The sequence below is a fragment of the Photobacterium sp. ABD4_091 genome, from assembly GCF_056160145.1.
The window spans coordinates 609,556-628,815 of record NZ_JBSWWQ010000003.1 but is presented as its reverse complement, the minus strand read 5'-3'; the positions used below and the strand labels follow the sequence as shown (position 1 = coordinate 628,815).

Below are 19,260 nucleotides of genomic sequence, written 5' to 3'. Positions count from 1 at the left end.
ACCACCACAGTTATTAAGCCAATACGAAAACCAACAAACCATTGTTTATAATGAATTTACATATCAAAAGCATGCTCTGCCAAAAATGAATATCTCTTAAACGTAGTGTAATCACAGGCCACTCTTTACCATTAGCCCCATCAAAACAGTCGTATTTCAGACGCAACGGCTTAAAGCAAAAAACACACAATAATACAGTTTATTTCGGAGACAGCAGCAATGAAGTTAACACTTCCAACCTTGCCCAATTACAAACTATTGAAAGTCGCGATTAGCCTAACGCTATCCGTCGTCATTTTAACAGGTTGTAACGCAGAGCCAGAATCAGAAATAAAAGCTGTTGTTGTCCGTCCGGCTATGACGGAAATTGTCACCTTTTCCAATAACTCAGCATTGAGCCTGAGCGGTACTGTTCAAGCTGCACAGCGTGCCGATCTTTCTTTTCGCTCTTCAGGCCGCTTGGTCGAGATATTGGTCAAAGAAGGTGATGAAGTGAAGAAAGGCGATTTGCTGGCTAAACTGGACCCCAAAGACGCTGAAACCAACCTAAACTCAGCTCGCGTTGAAATGCGTAACACCCAAACCGAATACCAGCGTGCCAAGTCCATCTTTGAATCTAGCCAAGCCATCTCAAAGAGCCAACTGGAAGAAATAGAAGTTCGTTTCCGTTTAGCCAACCACCGCTTGGATGAGGCCAAGCGCCGGTTGGAAGAAACCCGGCTGCTAGCACCGTTCGACGGCATGATCAGCCGCAAACACCGCAACACCCATGTGCTGGTTCAGGCTAATGAAGCGGTTTTGTCTCTCCATAACCTCTCCGATATGGAGGTAGTTATCGATGTCCCAGAAAGGCTGATGCTTAAAGAAGAGCAACAGCAGCCAACAGTGATGGCACAAATTCCTGCGTTATCAGGCAAGCAGTTTGAACTGGCGTTGAGAACCTACTCAACCAAGCCTGATCCGGTTACCCAAACCTACGAGGTGACAATGGGTTTTGTTGACCTCAACAACACAACAGTTTTGCCGGGTATGACTGTTCGGGTTGTCCCGGGTGAAGACAATCAAACCGTATCGTCTTCTATTTCGGTTCCATTGTCGGCAGTGATCCCCGATAACCAAGGCCAACAGTACCTATGGCTAGTAAACAGTGATAACCAGCTAGAAAAACGCTTCATTACAACAGGTACGCTGAAAGGAAACCGAGTAGAAGTGACTGCCAACTTATACGTTGGCGAGCAAATCGTCGTGGCAGGCACGGCAAACCTCTCTGAAAACATGACGGTAAGACCCACTCTGATGGAGGCTAAATAATGAATATCGCTCGCTACACATTGGCGAAACGCACCAGCGTTTGGGTCTTGATAGCCCTGACCTTGATCGGAGGCTACCTTAGCTATCTCAAGCTTGGCCGTTTTGAAGACCCTGAGTTTGTGATCCGCCAAGCCGTCATCGTGACGCCGTATGCTGGCGCCACAGCACAAGAAGTCGCAGATGAGGTCACTGATGTTATCGAGGGAGCGGTACAGTCATTACAGGAATTGGATGAAGTCACCTCTGTCTCCAAGCAAGGCATGTCGGAAGTCACCGTTGAAATCAAACGCAGCTTTTCTAAAACCGATGCCGAGCTGCAGCAGGTTTGGGATAAGCTGCGCAGGAAAATCAATGATGCCCAGCGTATGCTGCCGCCGAGTGCCGGGCCATCTATCGTCAACGACGACTTTGCCGATGTTTTTGCCCAGTTCTATGCGGTAACGGGTGAAGGCTACACCGATAAGCAGCTACAAAACTATGTGGATGAGCTAAGGCGAGAGCTGGTACTGGTGCCGGGGGTTTCGAAAACCACCACCATGGCAGAAAAGCAGGAAGCGATTTTTGTCGAGATTGCCAGTGCCCGCCTGGAGCAGTTTGGCCTCTCTGCTGAGAAAGTCTATCAAGTACTGCAAAAGCAAAATATGGTCACCGTGGCAGGTACATTGGAAACCGAGTCCATGCGCGTTGCCGTCGTGCCGACCTCAAGCGTGCGTACCTTTGATGACCTGAAAAACCTACAGATCGGTATCGGTGAAAATAACACCATTATGCGCCTTGGTGATATCGCAACGGTTACCCGTGGCTACCAGGAGCCAACTTCCGTGCTGATGCGTTACAACGGTATGCGTGCGATTGGCCTTGGGATCTCAAATGTCGCTGGCGGTAATGTGGTCGAGATGGGTGATGCGGTCACTGCCCGTATTGCCGAGCTGGAAAGCCAGCGGCCTGTGGGTATTGAATTGCACGATGTGTCGATTCAGTCTGAATCGGTAAAAGCGTCGGTCGCTGATTTCATCAATAACTTGATTGCCGCGGTTGTCATTGTTTTTGTGGTCTTGCTGCTCTTTATGGGTGTGCGCACCGGTATCATCATCGGCTTCGTCCTAGTGCTAACTGTGGCTGGCACCCTGATTGTCATGCTGATTGACGACATCGCCATGCAGCGTATCTCTCTAGGCGCTTTGATCATTGCCTTGGGAATGCTGGTTGATAACGCCATCGTAGTGACTGACGGTATTCTGACCCGACTGCAGAAAAATCCACAAGCGAATCGCGAAGAAATTTCTGCTGAAATCGTCGATGAGACCAAGTGGCCGCTGCTGGGTGGTACCATCGTCGGGATCTGTGCCTTCAGTGCTATCGGCTTGTCACCATCAAACATGGGAGAATATGCCGGCTCACTGTTCTGGGTGATCCTCTACTCGATGTTCTTGAGCTGGGTATTAGCGATTACCGTTACCCCGTTACTGTGCCATGACTTTATTAAAATCAATGCGAAAAAGGCTAATGCCAAGCCAGGGCGAGTCAGCAAGCTTTACCACAAGGTATTAGTTAAAGTACTCAGCAACCAAAAAACCAGCATCATGGTGGTGATTGCGGTTTTCGTTATGGGTGTCAAAGCGTTCGGCTATGTGCCTCCAGGCTTTATGCCAGAGTCACAGCGGGCACAATTTGCGATTGATGTATTTCTGCCGCAAGGCTCAGATATCTCGCGCACTGAAAGCATCATGCTAGATATTGAGAAAGATGTAAGTGCAAAAGACGGCGTCACCAATACCATCAGCTTCATTGGCTCTGGCGGCCTGCGCTTTATGCTGACGTACTCAGCCGAGCCTCAGAATCCGAGCTATGGCCAACTATTGGTCGATGTCGACGACCACAATGCGATAGAAACACTGGTAGCCGAGCTACAGGTTGAACTGAGCGAGCGCTACCAAGATGCCTCGATCAATGTGTGGAAGTTCATGTTAGGCCCTGGCGGCGGTAAGAAAATAGAAGCGGCATTCAAAGGCCCTGACAGTACAGTACTTCGCCAACTGTCAGAGCAGGCAAAAGATTTGATGCACAACAACCCGAACCTGATTGCTGTACAAGATGACTGGCGACAGCAGGTGCCAGTGCTAAGCCCAGTATTTTCGGCAGAAAAAACGCAGCAGTTCGGCTTGACGACCCAAGAGCTGAACAGTGCAATAGAGCAGACCTTGTCGGGCAGGCAGGTCGGTGTCTACCGCGAAGGCAACGACTTGGTGCCAATTGTTGTGCGCGCACCTCATGATGAGCGCAACCATGAGCATGCAATTGAAAATACTCAGGTGTTTAGCTCAAAAGCAGGTAGCTTCATCCAATTAAACCAGCTGATCGAATCGAATGATTTGGTATGGCAAGATGCAATGCTAAGGCGCGTGGACCGTATTCCGACCATTATGGCGCAGGCTGATCCTGCCCCGGGAGTACTGACGTCAACAGCGTTCGAGTCAATCAAGGCAGAAATCGAAAGCATGCCACTGCCTGTGGGCTACCAGCTTGAGTGGCACGGTGAATACAAAGATGCCAAAGAGGCAGATGAAGGCCTGATGCTATCAGCACCTTACGGTTTCACAGCGATGGTGTTGGCAGTGGTATTCATGTTTAATGGTATCCGCCAGGCGCTGGTTATCTGGTTGACAGTCCCACTTGCGGTGGTTGGTGTCGCCATTGGCTTGATTATCTTCCAGACGCCGTTTGAGTTCATGGCGACATTGGGCTTCCTAAGCTTGATCGGGATGATGGTGAAGAATGCGATAGTACTGGTTGATCAGGCCGACAATGAAGTACGTGCAGGTAAGGCTCCTTACAATGCCATCATTGATGCAGCGATGAGCCGGGCAAGGCCAGTGATCTTAGGGGCAACCACAACCATCCTTGGTGTTGCGCCATTGCTGATTGACCCGTTCTTCAAGAGCATGGCGGTGACAATCATGTTTGGTCTGCTGTTTGCGACAGTTCTGACCTTGGTGGTTATTCCGCTGAACTATGCGCTGTTCTTTAAGATCAAGCCGATTAAAGCAGAATAAACTGTTTGGAGACTTCAACTAAATAATAAGCTTGGGCATTTACCCAGGCTTTTTTTATTTTTAAACACACCAACTTTCATTAACCCAGCAAGTTTATGATTTACTTGTATTTATATTTCGATGTCAATGTTGGAGACATGCTCAACAACCAATCGCTGTCGAACATGTGGCTAGGCTATAGCCTTTATATTCAATGGGACTTTTACTACTCATATATTGCGTTGCCAAGCTCCCTAATTGCTGATAAATTCCACACGTTTCTTATCTATTTAGCAAGGAGGTTTCCGATGATTTTTTCTCAACAAACTCAAATTAACAAGCGTCCTTACGTCATTTTAGGCTGATTAAGACACCTAAAGACCCTGTAAGGACGACAACCAATTTATTGTCGGAATTACAAAATGTTCAAAGAAATCAATGAAGCAACTGCAAAGCCTGTTGTTTGGTCTACATATACTGCCGATGTATTGTGGACAGATAGCCATATCGCCAAACAAATGCTGGCCTATCACCTCAATCCGGAGATCGAAGCGGCTTCCCGTTCATTCGATTTTATCGATGAGTCGGTAAACTGGCTGGTTTCAGAATTCAAGCTTGGCCAGTCATCGAAAACGATCGATTTTGGCTGCGGCCCGGGGTTGTATACCCAACGCCTAAAGAAGCAGGGAATAGGAACCGTCATAGGGCTCGATTTCTCGCAAAACTCGTTAGATTTCGCGACTGAGCAAGCCAAGTTTGCCAACTTAGATATCGAGTACCACCTAGGGAATTACCTTGACTACAGTGACTCACGCCAGTTTGATTTAATCTCCATGGTGATGTGCGATTTTTGTGCGCTAAACCCAGCGCAACGCTCTACCTTGCTGGGTAAATTCAAGTCGTTACTTGCGCCAAACGGGGTAATTGCACTAGACGTCTATACCGCGAAAAGGTTTGAACAACAAACTGAGTCGCTAACCCTAGCCAAGAACTCGATGAATGGTTTTTGGAGCGCTGAAGAGTACTGGTGTATCCAATCTTCCTTCACTTACGGTGATGATCTCGTCACACTGGACAAGTATGTCATCAGTGAAGCGCAAAGAGAGTGGACGGTCTACAACTGGCTGCAGCACTTTACACTGGACATGCTAAAAGCGGAGCTTGAGCCGCATGGGTTGCAAGTAAAGGCCACCTACAACGACTTGCGCGGTAAACCATTGACAGATGGTGACGAGATGGCTGTTATTGTCAGCCATCAATAATAAATACTCATCATCGAGTTGGGGCGATAAATCGCCCCTTTTTTATTGGTGCCAAGTTTCATTTATAGCTGGCATTCAACACGTTAATACTTACTTCTTTCGTTTGACACATCTCTGATTGTCCTCGTTCATGACTTGTGAAGAAACTAAGCTAGATTGCTTTGCAATAATGTATATTACAGACAGTTAGGTATGTGGTTAGAGAGACAAATAAGTGAAGCCCGTGAAGCCGGTTCGATTGATCCTCGGTGAACCTTGCAGGGCCATTGACGGCCCTATTGGACAGGAGGAACCATACACAGATCCTCATCGCCATGAGTATTGGGAGATCATATGGTGCTTGGATAGCTCAGGGACACAAAACATTGATTTTGTTGAGTACCAGAATAAAGTCGGGCGCTTTTTTACCGTCGCCCCTGGACAGGTACACCAGTCCTCACCCGAAGGAAGTAATGTTCGCTTGTTGGTGTTTGCTCATGGCTTTGTCGAAACCAACAAACGGAGCACACAGTTGGTCGATAGCGTGTTCGCAGTTCGCAGCAACCGCTCTCCTTACCTAGACTGTGTTGAGCAAGGCAACCAATATTTGCACCCTATCTTCACCTTGATCCAACAAGAATGCGAGCGATCAGATTGTGACTGGGCTTTAGTCGAATCACTGATTAACTGCTTTCTTCGCTATCTGCTGCGCTTTTCAACCAACAACGCATTGAAAGGGGAAGAGCGGGATCCACGTGTCGGCCAAGTTATCGAACTGATAGACCTGCACTACAAACAAGAAAAACACTGCCAGTTTTATGCTGATGCGTTGGCAATCACCAATAAGCGTATCAATGAAATTGTCAAAGCCGATCTCGGCAAGACAGTCACCCAACTGATCCACGACCGGGTAATGTTAGAAGCCAACCGAGATCTGGCCTTTTCAAACAAGACCATCAAGACAATTGCCTTTGAATTGGGCTTTGCCGATCCCGCCTATTTCAGCCGCTTCTACCGTAGCAATATGAAGGAGTCACCGGCGCAATTTAGGCTAAGATGTGTAGATAGTGCAACACTATAAGCAGATAATCCATTTATCCATTGTGCCAATGTACTGATAATACCGGCCACTTAATTCATCTAGCTGGTTATATTACATACAATGGATATCAATCTAAAAACTGATCCAATATCAAAATCTTTCTATCAATACCTATGGCCAGCCTTGACGGGAATGATCATTAAGTCTCTGTTTATTATCGGTGACGGTTGGTTTGTCGGTCAGGGTGTTGGGGCCGATGGGCTTGGAGCCCTATCCCTTGTGATTCCGCCATTTTCTATTTTTACCGCTATCGCAATGATGATAGGTATTGGTGGCGCGGCTAGAATGTCGATTGATCAGGGAAAGGGCAATACCAAGTCAGGTCAGATCTGGCTTAATCAATCTCTGCTGCTCGTCACTCTGCTTTCTAGCTTAGGTGTCGTGTTTGCACTGGTTTGGCTCGATGAACTCATCGCACTCATGGGGGCAAGTGGTTACATGGCTGAATTGGCCTATGACTTTCTCTCAGTACTAATGCCATTCTTTGTTATTTACTCAATTGGCTGGGTACTCTCTTGCTTTGTGCGCAACGATAGAAACCCAAAGTTGGCGACCTATGCAATGTCTATTGGAGCGATCACCAATTTAGTACTCGATTACATATTCATCATCGAGTTTGACATGGGTATGAAAGGCGCAGCTATTGCGACAGCAATTGCACAAGTTGTTATTTTTCTTATTCTGCTCAGCCACTTTGTGCGAAAGCAAGGTTCGTTAACACTGAATATAAAAGGGGTTCGCCTAAACAAAGCTCAAGATATAGTCACATTAGGCATGCCAACGTTCTTTATTGAAGTTACGTCGGCTTTAACTATATTGCTGTTTAATTATGTACTGTTAAGCCAATTTGGAGAAAGTCATATAATTGCCTATGGATTGACAACCAATATCGGTGTCTTTGCCCTTTTTGTCATGGTCGGCATTGCCCAGGCTTGTCAGCCAATCATGAGCTTCAACCATGGAGCAAGCCAAATACAGCGCATCGACCAAACACTTGCGTTGGGCTTGAAAACAGCAATTGGTAGCGGCATCGTATTTCTATTGGTTATTTGGTGGTCCGCACCTCAAATTGCAACTTGGTACTTCGGAGAAGCAGGGGATCTGATCGAACTTTCTGCAACGGCACTGAGCCTGTTTTTCCTTGGCATTCCCTTGATGGGATTAAATATGGTTATCGCTAACCTATTTCAAGCGATTGCCAAACCCAACCAAGCCACAGTCATTTCACTTGGCCGAGGGTTTATTTTCGTTGCACTTGGGGTATTACTGCTTCCTCAGCTATTTCCGGAGAATGGCATTTGGGCAAGCATTATGTTCGCAGAGTTGGTCACGGCCATCATCAGCTTGAGCATGCTGTTCACCTATCGACGTAAACGAAACCAGCAAGCCGATCAGGCTGAAGCTGTTGAATTGGCAGTATAAATAGTCAAAAAGGCCGAGCTTAGCTCGGCCTTTAATTCCTATCACATTGTATTTCGCAAGCGTATTATAGCTCCTGCATCAACTGGATATAGTTACCGCAGGTATCATCTAGCACCGCTATCATGATTAATAGTATTTATTCGACTGTAACAGTGACAGGCTCAATAGACTGCATGCCCGCAGCGATTGGGTAGACGATAGCGGTTCCTTTACCAATCGCAGTAATGGCCTGATTATCAGGTGTCGCACGAACAATACTCGGGTTATCAATCACCCAGCCATCAATTTCATTTATATCGACTAGGCTGCCTGAATTATGCATGCCGCGAATTGAAGGGATAAACTGAGAACCGACGGCCATAGTGGTACGGCTAGGGAAAGGCATTACCCACTCGAATTCAGACTCGCCTTCACTCACGTCAATGCGGATTTCTTGTGAACGAACACCGTCCGCACGGGCAATTAGCAAACCGTAGCCTTCTTCATGGGCAGTCACTAATCCACCTTCAGAAACAGTTAGCTCTTTTGAAGAATTAACGACTTGCCACTGAACAGAACTGGTGACATCTTGTTGCGATCCGTCAGAGTACGTCGCGTGTGCCTGTGCTTGCTGTGACTCACCAACAGCCATATTTCGGTGAGGGAATTCTACCGTAATTTCATCGATAACAGCCTCACCCACCTTGACGGTTGCAGGCTGACTCGAATTGACCCCTTTGTAAGTTGCAGATATCAGCGTCAAACCACTCTTCACACCAAAAACAACGCCATTTTCTGAAATAGGGGATACTTCAGGATTACTGCTGTGCCAAGTCACCCCTTGTGGATACATCTCGTAGCCATCATTGTAAAGAACGCGCACTGTCATTGGCTTTGAAACACCAGAATCGATGGTTACATTGTAAGGTGAGACGAAAACCTCAAGCACCTCTCGCTCTTCTGCAATACCCGGGGTGCTCAATGCACCAAAAATGCTGACTAAGAAAAGATTCTTCAACTTCCACATGACGAATAAAACTCCACTGAAAAAAACGGCTACCTCAACTAAAAACGGGTAACACTAAAAATAATGAGTAAACGCTCAAACACAGCGTTGGTCATTTAAAGCGACATGGAGAAGAAATAACTAATTTAAATAACCTTGAGTTAAATATGACTTAAGAAATTTAAAATTGTTATTTTGATACAATCAGGTTAACCTTAATTAACAAAAATGCCACATGGCGCGATATTTACTGCTACATCATGAAAATTATCTGAATCAGCATCTCAATATATTTGCCCAAATTACATTTAGGATAAGAACCCCATATCAAAACATTACGGTCAATCAATTAATTTGATGATTAATATTGAATAAACATCACGATTTTAATATCTTTGACATTAAAGGTTTATGATAAAGCCATTGATAATCACGAAAATAGCACCTGCAATTAAGCCCAATAAGGGCTCGAAACCAAATAATGACAGAATGCTCACACCGACAATATTCTGCAATCCGATATAAATTACCGCTAACAGCGTCAGTAAAAAAATTGACTTACCGACAGATAAAAGTGTTCTTATATTGGCAATTATTCCAATACCTGAAAAGAAATACAGTAATAAGGTATCCCTCGCCTCAAATAAAAATTAACTAACACATTGAATACTCATCTTTTAAATCAATCAGCATGTGCTATGTTAGTAACAGATTCGTATTGGAAACTGGCCATGGAGTAGACAGCGCTGATGAAAACCAACCTAGAGGATCTTGATCTTAATCTCCTAAAACTACTGCGCGTAGTGGTAGAAACTCGCAACACGTCGACTGCCGCAGAAAAGCTCGGTATTTCTCAAACCAGTGTCAGCCGAGGGTTGGCAAAACTGCGCGAAACATTTGGCGACCAGTTATTTATCCGCAAAGCCCATGGCGTCGAACCTTCAGAGCTGGCCGAGAGACTCGCAGAAGCGGCTGAAAACATGCTGACTCCTTTTGCCAATGTGCTTGACTCATACCAGAGCTTTAACCCGCTCGAATATAGTGGAAAAATTGTTATCGCCATCGAGTTAAGCCTTCTTGAAACGTTTGGCCAAGGTATATACCGGGTTCTCAATGACGCACTTCCTAATGCTTGTCTCGAGCTCATTTATTGGCAAGAAGGCTCGTTGCAAGACATTCTCGATCGTAAAATCGATTATATGATCCACTTTTCAGCTTACCCGCTGCCTCAAGACCTTTATGCTCACCACCTCAGCAGCCTAAAAGTAAGCTTGCTTGCAAGGAAGGACCACCCGATTTTGAGTCAAACCAGCGAACTGGAGTCTATCGCTCACCTTCCGGTAGTAAAGCTCGTTTCCGATGCAATAAACTTGAAACACGACCCCTTTGATGAACTCTATTTAGACAAAGGGCTCACGCCAAAAATTGCTCTCAGAACACACAGTATACCCATTGCTATTGAAAAACTTGAACGCTCAGATGCCATCAAGTTCAGTAGCAGTTACCTTATGAGCCTGAGCGACAAACTAGCCTGTTATCCTTTGCCTAAGATGCCAGCACATTTAACAGAGTTCAGTATTTCAGGAAGCTACCTTCAGTCCAAGCGGGGCTACCCGCTCAACCAGCACCTGCATCAAACCATGCAAACTTTCTTCGATAGCGTAATTCAGCCAAAGATATCCCAGTAACTGGTCATTTCAGGTAACCAGCGATAGCAACTGGTTACCTGAACTGTTGTCAGAGCCACTTTTATTAAAACTGATAGCTCATACCTACTGTCATCAAGTATTCGTCACTCTCATAAAAATCAATGTTCGAGGTGTTGAAATTGGCCCCGGCCAACGACACCAAACTCCAATTATCCCATCCGGCAAAGTCTGCATACTCATAAGCAACAAAAACTTTATATCGGTTATCTGAACGTTCTTTGTTGTCAAAAATTGGGTTTGCACCGTCATAACTTCTATGTGCATAAGAACCGGTGAGAGCTAAACTATGGCCGTTAGCGTGGGTGAAATAGGTCAGTTCGGCTTTATATTGATCGAATGTTTCCGCTTTGCCTTTCGCATCTCGGTGAGTATACGACACAGAAGACACTAGCCCAGAGCGCTGGCTTAGCATCGACTTATACGACCCCTTGATGAAATAGGTATCATGGTCACGACGCAATTCCGGATCAATGATTTGCTCGTCATCCACCTCTGCAGTGGCATAAGCCATATCGAGCGACATACCAGAGTTATTGATATTATTCAGCTTTACACGAAAGGCATGACCTTCAATATCTGTTTTTTGTCGATTACTCCCTGTTTGATAAGGATTAGCCCACACCTCACCCGAGACTACCGTTGGTAAGAAAGCCGCATCCAGTTGAGTACCATTGGCAAAGTCGTATTGGTAGCCGACCTCAAAGGCCAAGTCACCCACCGCTAGGTCATCCCTTGAGGTACCCAGATAAACTCGTTGATTGTTGTTATCGCCCAACCGATAGGTCAGGCTGCCTAAAGGAGCGGCAATAACATCATTGGTATGGGAACCTTTACTCGTTATGTCTTTTAAACGTGCATCGCCATTGGTACTCAAGTTTGAATTCGTAGACATATACCCCGAGGTCACTATGATTTCACCACTCAACCGAGAAGGCTCATTGGCAAAACTCATTGTCGAAAAACCGGTAAGAAAAGCTGCTGTATATAAAAGGTAATTCTTCATCGTTATCTCTGTCTGAATTAATATTGGCTTTCAAAAAAGGGCTGAACTTAAGTGAATGCAATATTAAGGTGTGAGTATAAAATTACCACGCATAACAGAAATTCATTTCTGGGCACTAGACAAAATAGCCATATGTGCAATGCCATTAACATCAAAACAATTTTGAATTTCTCTTATTCATAGCAGAAGGGTAAAAGTAGTGTTAGCTTTATTTCAATAACTTACAGTCAGTAGAGAATAAAAATGTCATTCTATGGTTCACTAGAAAAAGATAACAGCATTAATATTTATATCAACGACCGGCTTTACAATATTGATGATAAAGGCCAAGGTGAGTGTGAAATCATAATTATTGATAAATCCCATTCCAATATTAAAAAAAACAATAGTGGTATATCATCCAAAAGAATTATAACCATGGATATCACTCCTGCTTGGGGAAGTAATATAAATAATTTATCGATTTCCAGTTTATTTGAGCTTGCCAAAGATATACACCTCCTTGCCGATATTTATTGGATAGACAAACTCAAAATAAATGACTTGAGTAATAACATTCAATTGCGTGAAATTTTAGCGTCTATCTTTCACAACCGACTAAAAGATGAAGTAGTGCTTGATTACTACTAAGCACCCTGACATCTCCACTTCTCGTGGCTCTCTCCCCTTTAATGCCAACTTACCCTCATTGGTTAAGTTGGTATTATCGTAGTTACACCTTCCAAGAGCACGGCATCCTTACCTGCATAGTTCAAATATCAAGCAACTTTAGCTTCATAACTCAGAGATGTTCCTTTTCATCACCCCATTCAATCAAGCTTTAAAAAGCCCCTATTCTCTGGAGGATTATTTTATCTGCGAAAATGTAAAAAAATTTTTTCAAAGTTCGATATAATGGGTTCGATAATCTTGTAGAGATTTGGATAGTACGTTAATGAACCAAACCCAGCAGTTGCTAGATGTTAGTACCAACGCTTTATTGCTCCTCGAATTTCAGAAACTGGACAAGCACCTTACCTTAGCTGAAAGAAATAATATTTTAGTTAAGTATTTCAAACGTATAGCTAAATCCAATAGATACCGGGCAATCAAAAAAACAGCCAAACAGTGGATTAATATTGGCCGTCACCCTGAGGGTGATTTGGAAGCCACGCTGAGTAATGAAGTCGAGCAACTCACCCAGACTTGCTCCACCGACTTGTACCGCTTTGTCGGGCTGGTTGACGACATTGAGTCTGAGCTGAAAACCAAAGTGCAGTATTCCCAAGCGCACAAAATTGACCTAAATGCCCGTTACGGCAAGGTATTGGTCTGCGTGGTGGATGAAGATTTGAAAGCCAGCTTTGACGAAGAAGGCTTAATGACCAAGTCGACCCAAGTCTTGTTCATCGGTGCTACAGATGACAAAGACACCTTCTCGGCAGTGATCGATAAGTGTGATGATTTCCAATCGGTTATCGCTTACGAAGATGAAAATCACCTTCGCGTTGAGTTATTCAGGCTCTAGCTAATACGAAAAAAGGAGGCATTGCTGCCTCCTCGTTTATTGCCAAATCATCGCCAATGCGGTTAATCAATCAGCGTTAGCGAATCGAGGATCCCCTTACCACTATGGATCCCCCCTTCGTTTTCACTGGCTGGCTTACTGCGGATCAAATACCCTGCATAGCCATCAAGCTGTGTGACAGGCTCACCGTTGAAATAAGCCGTAAACAAGCCAATCTCGCTGACTAAATCCGCGACGAATGTCTGCTCGGCATCACGAACTGCAACAGTCGGTGTTTCTCGCTCGTGCGGATACAAACGTTGCATCAACGCCCAAGCATCGTACTCTTCAGGCTGTAACTGGCTAAGCCTTTCAGTGATATCTTCACCAAACACGCAATGGCCGCCCCCTTCACCTTGATTCTTCAATACCCACTCATGCTTAGCCGCTTGGGTATTGAACCATTCAATCGTAGCGCTATTGACTGGCTTCATCTCGGCCAGCACACTTTTGACTAGCTGTGCTTCTTCAAGGCTCAGCCCCCAGCGCGCATAGTCTTCTGCTGGCATCATGGTCAGCAGCATCTGCATCGATTTACTGGTCGCCAACTGTTGGCTGATTGTGGCATTAACCGCGACATGATGCTGTTCGATGAACAAACGAGTCTGGCTCAAAGTATGGCAGCAGATAGACTCGTTAAGCTCTGGTGCCCAGTAGTCTGAATACTGGTAGCCTGCCCGTAGGTAAACCACATCAATGGCACCAATCCCTTCCAGTATCAAACGCTGGCCATCGCCAGTCGAAAGCTGAGAGCTCAGCTGTTCGAACGTACGGCGAACAGTGCGCAAGCCCAGTTTCTGTAATGCAACTTCAAGCAAGTGCTGGTCATACACATTGTCTTCGTTCTTCTGCACCACCATCAAAAACGCGGGTTTGCCTTCTTCGTTGAAGTCCGCTCTGATTTTGTTCGCGGATGTGGCAATCGCATAGGCCAACTGTTCAAGCCCCTGGTTCGGCGCCGGTACCGCATTGCTGTCCTCTTGCCATTTCTGGTAAGCCTCCGGCCACTGACTTTGCATATAGGCATGGAACTCTGTTGCCCTTTGCCCAAAAGGCCCCATACCGGCAGCGATACCGTTGAACTCAATCACTTTCGCGCCATGTTGGCGGTCATCCATAAAATCGGTACGCATCAACAGCAAAGGCTGGCGGGCAGGAAAACGTCTGTCCCTGATATCGCCATGCGCCTGTTGATGGAGCGACATCAAGCGGCCAAAGAATGGATCGGCTTTCGCCATATCACCCAACGACGCCTGTAAGAAATCATGATCTTCAGAAACCTGGCTGATCAGCTTGGTGATCAGCGGCGTGACTTTCAGCAGGTGGTCATAGACATCATGCTCCATCGTCATCGGCGCAATGCTAAATGGGCAGTGCCTTGCAGTATTGTCAGCCTGCCTGAATGCCACACCATGCATGATTGCCCACTCGCAGGCATCTTCGATGATTTGCTGCGACAGCAGACTATTATTTGAGTTTGTCATACTTTGCTACTCTTACACTCAGCGATTGAGACACTGCAAAATCAGCCTCTCAATCTTCTATTTGTATTCTTAACTGCTAAATCTTTCAGCCTATCAAGCGGCCGATGCGTTAGTGGTTTGAGCTTGGGTCAAACCCAATGAACTATTCAGGTGCTCGCTCTCTTCCTGTGCTTTTTGGGCAAGGTACAAGTCGCGGTAATCACCCTCTTGGCCAATCAGCTCATCATGGGTACCGCTTTGCACCACGCGCCCTTTGTTCATCACCAGAATTTGGTCCGCATTTTGAATAGTCGACAAGCGGTGGGCAACGGTGATCACGGTTCGGCCATCCTGAATATTCTCCAGCGCTTCTTTGACCGCTTCTTCGGTATCACTGTCAATATTGGCCGTTGCTTCATCAAGCAAGAAAACCTTTGGGTCGTGTGAAATAGCCCTAGCCAGCGCCAGCAACTGTTTTTCCCCGACAGACAACGAGGCTCCGCCGTGCCCGGGTTCATGTTCATAGCCACCAGCGAGCTGCTTGATAAAGGAATGTGCCTGGACTTGCTTGGCGGCAAAGGTGGCTTTATCGATATCCAACTCATCGTGTGATAAGTCGATATTCTCCAACACTGAACCGCTGAAAATAGTAGGGTCTTGAGAAACCAAGCCAAACATCTGGCGAAGCTGTGCGTCTGGCAATGAGCCAATAGGCTGGCCACCAACCAGGATCTCTCCCTTCTGGTGCTTATAGAAACGCATCAACAGGTTAATCACCGAACTCTTGCCGCTGCCAGTGTGGCCAACAATGGCAGTAAACTTTCCGCCTTTGGCGGTAAAGCTCACACCGGACAGTACCGGATTCTCTTCCTCATAGCCGAAGTCGACATTGCGAAACTCGATATCATACGGCTCAGCGACTTCAGCAAATGATTTCGCATGGTGCTCACGCTCGGATTCATCATCCAGCAACTCAAACACACGCTTGGAGGCAACCGTTGCGACCTGCAATTTACGCAGCTCCATCGATAGCTGTCTGAATGGGTCGAAGAATCGCTCAATATAATTGAGGAATGCATACAGCGTCCCCACCTCCACTACAGTCGTCAGTGAACCATTGGCAAACCAGGCAACAATACCAGCCGCGGTCAGGGTGGAGACCAACCTTGTCAGCGGCAGCAGCATCAGGCTGTCGATAGCAATTGACTTGGTTCGGAACTGGAACCAACGCTGGTTTTCCTGCTCGAATTTCTCGGCAAACGCTTTTTCCTGCCGGAAAGCCTGTATCAAGGCCATCCCCTGCAGTGACTCGTTGATCTTGCCATTGATATTACTGACCTGGGTACGGATACCGTCAAATACCGGCATCGATACCTTGCGGTACAAGTGCATGGTCAACAGCAGCACCGGAATGAGAATCAGGCTAAGCAGCATCAAACGCCAATCCAGTATGGCGATGGCAATAAAGATGGCACTAATTCGCAAGCCGCCCTGAATAATGGTCGGAATGGTCGAAACAAACATATCGCGCATTGATTCGGTATCATTGGTAATATACGAAACCAACTTGCCCGCCGGTAGCTTGTCAAAGTTTCTAATTGGGAAATTCAGGACATGGCTAAACAGCTCTTTTCTGACATCTTTCACCACCAGCAAAGCACTGTGGCGGAATGTCACCGCTTGCAAATAAGTAAAAAGCGCTGAGATAACATAAAACAACATCACCAAGCCGGTTAACCAAACCAAGTGCTGCCATTCAAACTGCTGCGGAACGATGACATCATCGAGGATGATTTTCGCCAGCCATGGAATGGCCATTTCAGCACTGACCGCAACAGCCAGCATGGCAAATGCAGTTAGAAAACGGAGTTTATGAGGCAGTGAATACGCCAACAATCGCTTAAGCATGAACTTCTCCTACTGATTGGCCTTCGGCGGTTTCTGCCCTTTGCTGGTACTGGACTAGCTGACTCTGGCGTTGGTAGACCATGGAATACCAGCCTTGCTTTGCAACCAACTCATGGTGCGAACCCTGCTCTTCAATCTGGCCATCATTAAGAACCAACACATGATCCGCTTCTATCAGGTTGGTCAAACGCTGGGTAACCAATAACACGGTTTTGTGCCCGTAATGCGCCTTCAAATTCTGGCGAACGATCACTTCGGTTTTCATATCCAACGCACTGAAAGGATCATCAAGCAAAAGAATATCGGCATCGGACAGCAGGGCCCTAGCCAGAGTCAAGCGCTGGCGCTGGCCGCCTGAGAGGTTGGTTCCCCCCTCACGCAGTTCGGTATTGAACCCATCTGGCATCGCTTCAATTTCCGCTTTGATCCCTGCCATTTCGGCAGCAAATGCTATTTCAGCATCAGTGGCATCCGGTTTGGCCAATGCGATATTTTCGGCAATGGTGCCGGAGAACAAAAACGGCTTTTGTGGTACCCAAGCCACCTTGCCTCGCAATGACTCGAAGGTCAGGCTTTCAACTGGGAAACCATCAATGCTGATTGACGATAACGGCGATAACGGGAACTGCCTTAGCACCAATTGCAACAAGGTACTTTTTCCGCTGCCCGTCGGCCCAGTGATGCCAACCAACCCACCACTTGCCACATTGAACTGAATGTCTTGCAACGCGCGGCGATTGGCACCCTGATAAGAAAATGCGTTGATATTGATAGCTAAATTGGACTTGGCATCGCCAGGCAAGGCATTCTCTCCTTCAATGACATCTTCTTTTTCAGAGAACAACGCCTCCAAACGCTGCCATGACGTACTGCCACGCTGAAACACGTTGAACTGCCAGCCAAATTGCAAGAAGGGCCCCAACAATTGGCCCAAATACAAGGTAAAAGTGGTAAACAAGCCGACAGAAATAGTGCCTTGGTTAATCAACCATGCACCGTACCCCAGTGAAATCACAAACGACAAACCGTAAACAAGCTGGATAGTCGGCCCGAATGCCGCATCCACTTTGGCGACCGCTAGGTTGGCATCCAAGGTTTCATCAAGGGTCTGCCCAAAACGTTTCTCTTGGCGCTGGCCAATACCGTGGGAGCGCACAGCCCGAATACCCGATACGGTCTCGCGGGTTTCTTCGTTAAGATGCGAAAAAGCCGCCTGGGCTCGACCAAAGGCCTTGTGCAGCTTGGCGCCATACCGGCTGGTGACTAGAACCAACAGCGGAAATGGTAAGAGTGCCACCGCAGTTAATTCACCGCTGACGACAAAAATCATCCCGAAGATTACGGTGAAGCCGGCAATCAGAGAGTCCACCAAGGTCATGATCCCCATCCCCGTAGCTTCTTCTACGGCATTGAGGTCATTAGTAGCATGTGCCATCAAGTCACCGGTACTTCGCCGGGAATAAAATGAAGGCGACAATTTGGCAAATTTCTGGAATAAATCTCGGCGCAGCACCTTGGCTATCCCAATAGCGGCACCATAAAGCTGGCTCTGCCAGACATAACGCAGGCCGTACATGGCAACCGCGGCAGCGACAATACCGCCAAGGTGCACCAACAACACTGACAACGTCAGGTTTCCTACGCTGATATAATCAACAATACGGCCGATGAGCCATGAAGGCACCAAGTTCAGCAGTGCCACAACCTGCAGCACCACGATGGCAATCAAGTATTGGCGGGCAAACATTTTTATGTAGCCCCGCAACTTCCAAAGAATATTCATGTGTTTTTCACTAAGACCTCTAGCTTGCATTCAGACGCCTGTTAGCGGTTTTATTACCGCACGGCGTAATTTCTAATTATCCAGAAATATCGATCTAAAACAAATATTGCGTGCTGGGCGCAGAGACAAAACCCAATGCACTTATAGAAAGACGAATGTGAGAGAAAAAAGACGAAATAAAATGAAGAAAATGTGGGGCAGTACTAAGTCAGATTGGTAATAAACTTAATAAACAGTGGGATATAAGTGATTTTACGTTAGCTCAATTGCTAGCTAATTACGAAAGTCTTTTACGAAAGCCTTCTCAGCCAACAGACGATCAAGCTCTGCACTACCATGCCAATCATTCGCTTGAGTCGCGCCGTGCTTTACAGTGTGCAAGTCAGTATTGGCAAATACATAAACATTGTGATGAACACCGGGTTTTACCGTGATCACTTCATTCTCTATCACCTCTTTGATACGAGCTTTGCCATCCTGAAGCTCAGCGAAGAGGATTCTGCCCGATTGAACAATGTACGTCTCGTAAGTCGAGATATGATAGTGGCTGTTCTGCCAAGCACCTCCAGCATTAGGGTAACGAGTACGGATATAACCGGAGCCATCGCTGGCTTTCATTCTATGGCGCGTTTCACCGTTGGCCATCACTTCGCTATTGGTTTGTAGCGTATCGCAAGAAACTGAGAACGCGGAATGATTTTTCATATGGGGTGTATGAAGTGTTATGTACCGCGGTTAGAGAACCGCGGTACGGA

14 protein-coding genes and 1 pseudogene are annotated in these 19,260 nt (G+C 46.4%); 8 read left to right on the top strand and 7 right to left on the bottom strand.

Features of this window, described 5'->3' with window-relative positions; translation table 11 throughout:
• Nucleotides 1-219: 219 nt before the first annotated feature.
• From ACXAGQ_RS24295 to ACXAGQ_RS24275, 5 genes are all read left to right on the top strand, one after another.
• On the top strand, nucleotides 220-1,311 hold the full coding sequence (locus ACXAGQ_RS24295) for an efflux RND transporter periplasmic adaptor subunit (protein ID WP_475257408.1): 1,092 nt from the start codon (nucleotides 220-222) through the stop codon (nucleotides 1,309-1,311).
• Nucleotides 1,311-4,364, top strand: a complete 3,054-nt coding sequence (locus ACXAGQ_RS24290; RefSeq protein ID WP_475257406.1) for an efflux RND transporter permease subunit — start codon at nucleotides 1,311-1,313, stop codon at nucleotides 4,362-4,364. The genes ACXAGQ_RS24295 and ACXAGQ_RS24290 overlap by 1 nt, the downstream gene beginning before the upstream one ends.
• 401 nt (nucleotides 4,365-4,765) lie before the next feature.
• Entirely contained in the window at nucleotides 4,766-5,605 is an 840-nt protein-coding gene (locus tag ACXAGQ_RS24285) for a class I SAM-dependent methyltransferase (protein ID WP_475257404.1), read from the top strand.
• 214 nt (nucleotides 5,606-5,819) lie between these two features.
• Entirely contained in the window at nucleotides 5,820-6,665 is an 846-nt protein-coding gene (locus tag ACXAGQ_RS24280; protein WP_475257402.1) for a helix-turn-helix domain-containing protein, read from the top strand.
• A gap of 81 nt (nucleotides 6,666-6,746) precedes the next feature.
• Complete coding sequence (locus ACXAGQ_RS24275; RefSeq protein WP_475257400.1) at nucleotides 6,747-8,108, top strand: MATE family efflux transporter; 1,362 nt, start codon at nucleotides 6,747-6,749, stop codon at nucleotides 8,106-8,108.
• A 136-nt stretch (nucleotides 8,109-8,244) separates the two neighbouring features.
• Here the strand turns inward: ACXAGQ_RS24275 and ACXAGQ_RS24270 are convergent, their stop codons facing one another.
• Complete coding sequence (locus tag ACXAGQ_RS24270; protein ID WP_475257398.1) at nucleotides 8,245-9,114, bottom strand: Ig-like domain-containing protein; 870 nt, start codon at nucleotides 9,112-9,114, stop codon at nucleotides 8,245-8,247.
• Nucleotides 9,115-9,494: 380 nt separating this feature from the next.
• A pseudogene (locus ACXAGQ_RS24265) lies at nucleotides 9,495-9,722 on the bottom strand (sodium/glutamate symporter); the annotation flags it as partial.
• 120 nt (nucleotides 9,723-9,842) lie between these two features.
• Here ACXAGQ_RS24265 and ACXAGQ_RS24260 point away from each other — a divergent pair.
• Entirely contained in the window at nucleotides 9,843-10,781 is a 939-nt protein-coding gene (locus tag ACXAGQ_RS24260) for a LysR family transcriptional regulator (RefSeq protein WP_475257396.1), read from the top strand.
• Nucleotides 10,782-10,845: 64 nt separating this feature from the next.
• On the opposite strand, the gene ACXAGQ_RS24255 is transcribed toward ACXAGQ_RS24260, so the two are convergent.
• Complete coding sequence (locus ACXAGQ_RS24255) at nucleotides 10,846-11,805, bottom strand: DUF2860 family protein (RefSeq protein ID WP_475257395.1); 960 nt, start codon at nucleotides 11,803-11,805, stop codon at nucleotides 10,846-10,848.
• Nucleotides 11,806-12,048: 243 nt separating this feature from the next.
• Here ACXAGQ_RS24255 and ACXAGQ_RS24250 point away from each other — a divergent pair, with 243 nt between their 5' ends.
• Both ACXAGQ_RS24250 and ACXAGQ_RS24245 read left to right on the top strand, forming a co-directional pair.
• Nucleotides 12,049-12,435 carry a hypothetical protein gene (locus ACXAGQ_RS24250; RefSeq protein WP_475257394.1) on the top strand — a complete coding sequence of 129 codons (387 nt, stop codon included), beginning with the start codon at nucleotides 12,049-12,051 and terminating at the stop codon, nucleotides 12,433-12,435.
• Nucleotides 12,436-12,739: 304 nt separating this feature from the next.
• A complete protein-coding gene (locus tag ACXAGQ_RS24245; RefSeq protein ID WP_475257393.1) occupies nucleotides 12,740-13,312 on the top strand; it encodes a DUF2913 family protein in 573 nt (190 codons plus the stop codon).
• A gap of 62 nt (nucleotides 13,313-13,374) precedes the next feature.
• On the opposite strand, the gene ACXAGQ_RS24240 is transcribed toward ACXAGQ_RS24245, so the two are convergent.
• The 4 genes from ACXAGQ_RS24240 to ACXAGQ_RS24225 all read right to left on the bottom strand — a co-directional run bounded on the left by ACXAGQ_RS24240 (nucleotide 13,375) and on the right by ACXAGQ_RS24225 (nucleotide 19,210).
• Complete coding sequence (locus ACXAGQ_RS24240; RefSeq protein WP_475257391.1) at nucleotides 13,375-14,835, bottom strand: glutathione synthase; 1,461 nt, start codon at nucleotides 14,833-14,835, stop codon at nucleotides 13,375-13,377.
• A gap of 93 nt (nucleotides 14,836-14,928) precedes the next feature.
• On the bottom strand, nucleotides 14,929-16,722 hold the full coding sequence (locus ACXAGQ_RS24235; protein ID WP_475257389.1) for an ABC transporter ATP-binding protein: 1,794 nt from the start codon (nucleotides 16,720-16,722) through the stop codon (nucleotides 14,929-14,931).
• Entirely contained in the window at nucleotides 16,715-18,505 is a 1,791-nt protein-coding gene (locus ACXAGQ_RS24230; protein WP_475257388.1) for an ABC transporter ATP-binding protein, read from the bottom strand. The genes ACXAGQ_RS24235 and ACXAGQ_RS24230 overlap by 8 nt, the downstream gene beginning before the upstream one ends.
• Nucleotides 18,506-18,778: 273 nt before the next feature.
• Entirely contained in the window at nucleotides 18,779-19,210 is a 432-nt protein-coding gene (locus ACXAGQ_RS24225) for a hypothetical protein (RefSeq protein WP_475257386.1), read from the bottom strand.
• Nucleotides 19,211-19,260: the final 50 nt, after the last annotated feature.

Excerpts from the sequence above, each read along its gene's own strand:
- ACXAGQ_RS24260 (WP_475257396.1), top strand. The coding sequence starts at position 9,843 with ATGAAAACCAACCTAGAGGATCTTGATCTTAATCTCCTAAAACTACTG.
- ACXAGQ_RS24275 (WP_475257400.1), top strand. The coding sequence starts at position 6,747 with ATGGATATCAATCTAAAAACTGATCCAATATCAAAATCTTTCTATCAA.
- ACXAGQ_RS24250 (WP_475257394.1), top strand. The coding sequence starts at position 12,049 with ATGTCATTCTATGGTTCACTAGAAAAAGATAACAGCATTAATATTTAT.
- ACXAGQ_RS24295 (WP_475257408.1), top strand. The coding sequence starts at position 220 with ATGAAGTTAACACTTCCAACCTTGCCCAATTACAAACTATTGAAAGTC.
- ACXAGQ_RS24230 (WP_475257388.1), bottom strand. The coding sequence starts at position 18,505 with ATGAATATTCTTTGGAAGTTGCGGGGCTACATAAAAATGTTTGCCCGC.
- ACXAGQ_RS24235 (WP_475257389.1), bottom strand. The coding sequence starts at position 16,722 with ATGCTTAAGCGATTGTTGGCGTATTCACTGCCTCATAAACTCCGTTTT.
- ACXAGQ_RS24270 (WP_475257398.1), bottom strand. The coding sequence starts at position 9,114 with ATGTGGAAGTTGAAGAATCTTTTCTTAGTCAGCATTTTTGGTGCATTG.
- ACXAGQ_RS24255 (WP_475257395.1), bottom strand. The coding sequence starts at position 11,805 with ATGAAGAATTACCTTTTATATACAGCAGCTTTTCTTACCGGTTTTTCG.
- ACXAGQ_RS24245 (WP_475257393.1), top strand. The coding sequence starts at position 12,740 with ATGAACCAAACCCAGCAGTTGCTAGATGTTAGTACCAACGCTTTATTG.
- ACXAGQ_RS24240 (WP_475257391.1), bottom strand. The coding sequence starts at position 14,835 with ATGACAAACTCAAATAATAGTCTGCTGTCGCAGCAAATCATCGAAGAT.
- ACXAGQ_RS24290 (WP_475257406.1), top strand. The coding sequence starts at position 1,311 with ATGAATATCGCTCGCTACACATTGGCGAAACGCACCAGCGTTTGGGTC.
- ACXAGQ_RS24285 (WP_475257404.1), top strand. The coding sequence starts at position 4,766 with ATGTTCAAAGAAATCAATGAAGCAACTGCAAAGCCTGTTGTTTGGTCT.
- ACXAGQ_RS24225 (WP_475257386.1), bottom strand. The coding sequence starts at position 19,210 with ATGAAAAATCATTCCGCGTTCTCAGTTTCTTGCGATACGCTACAAACC.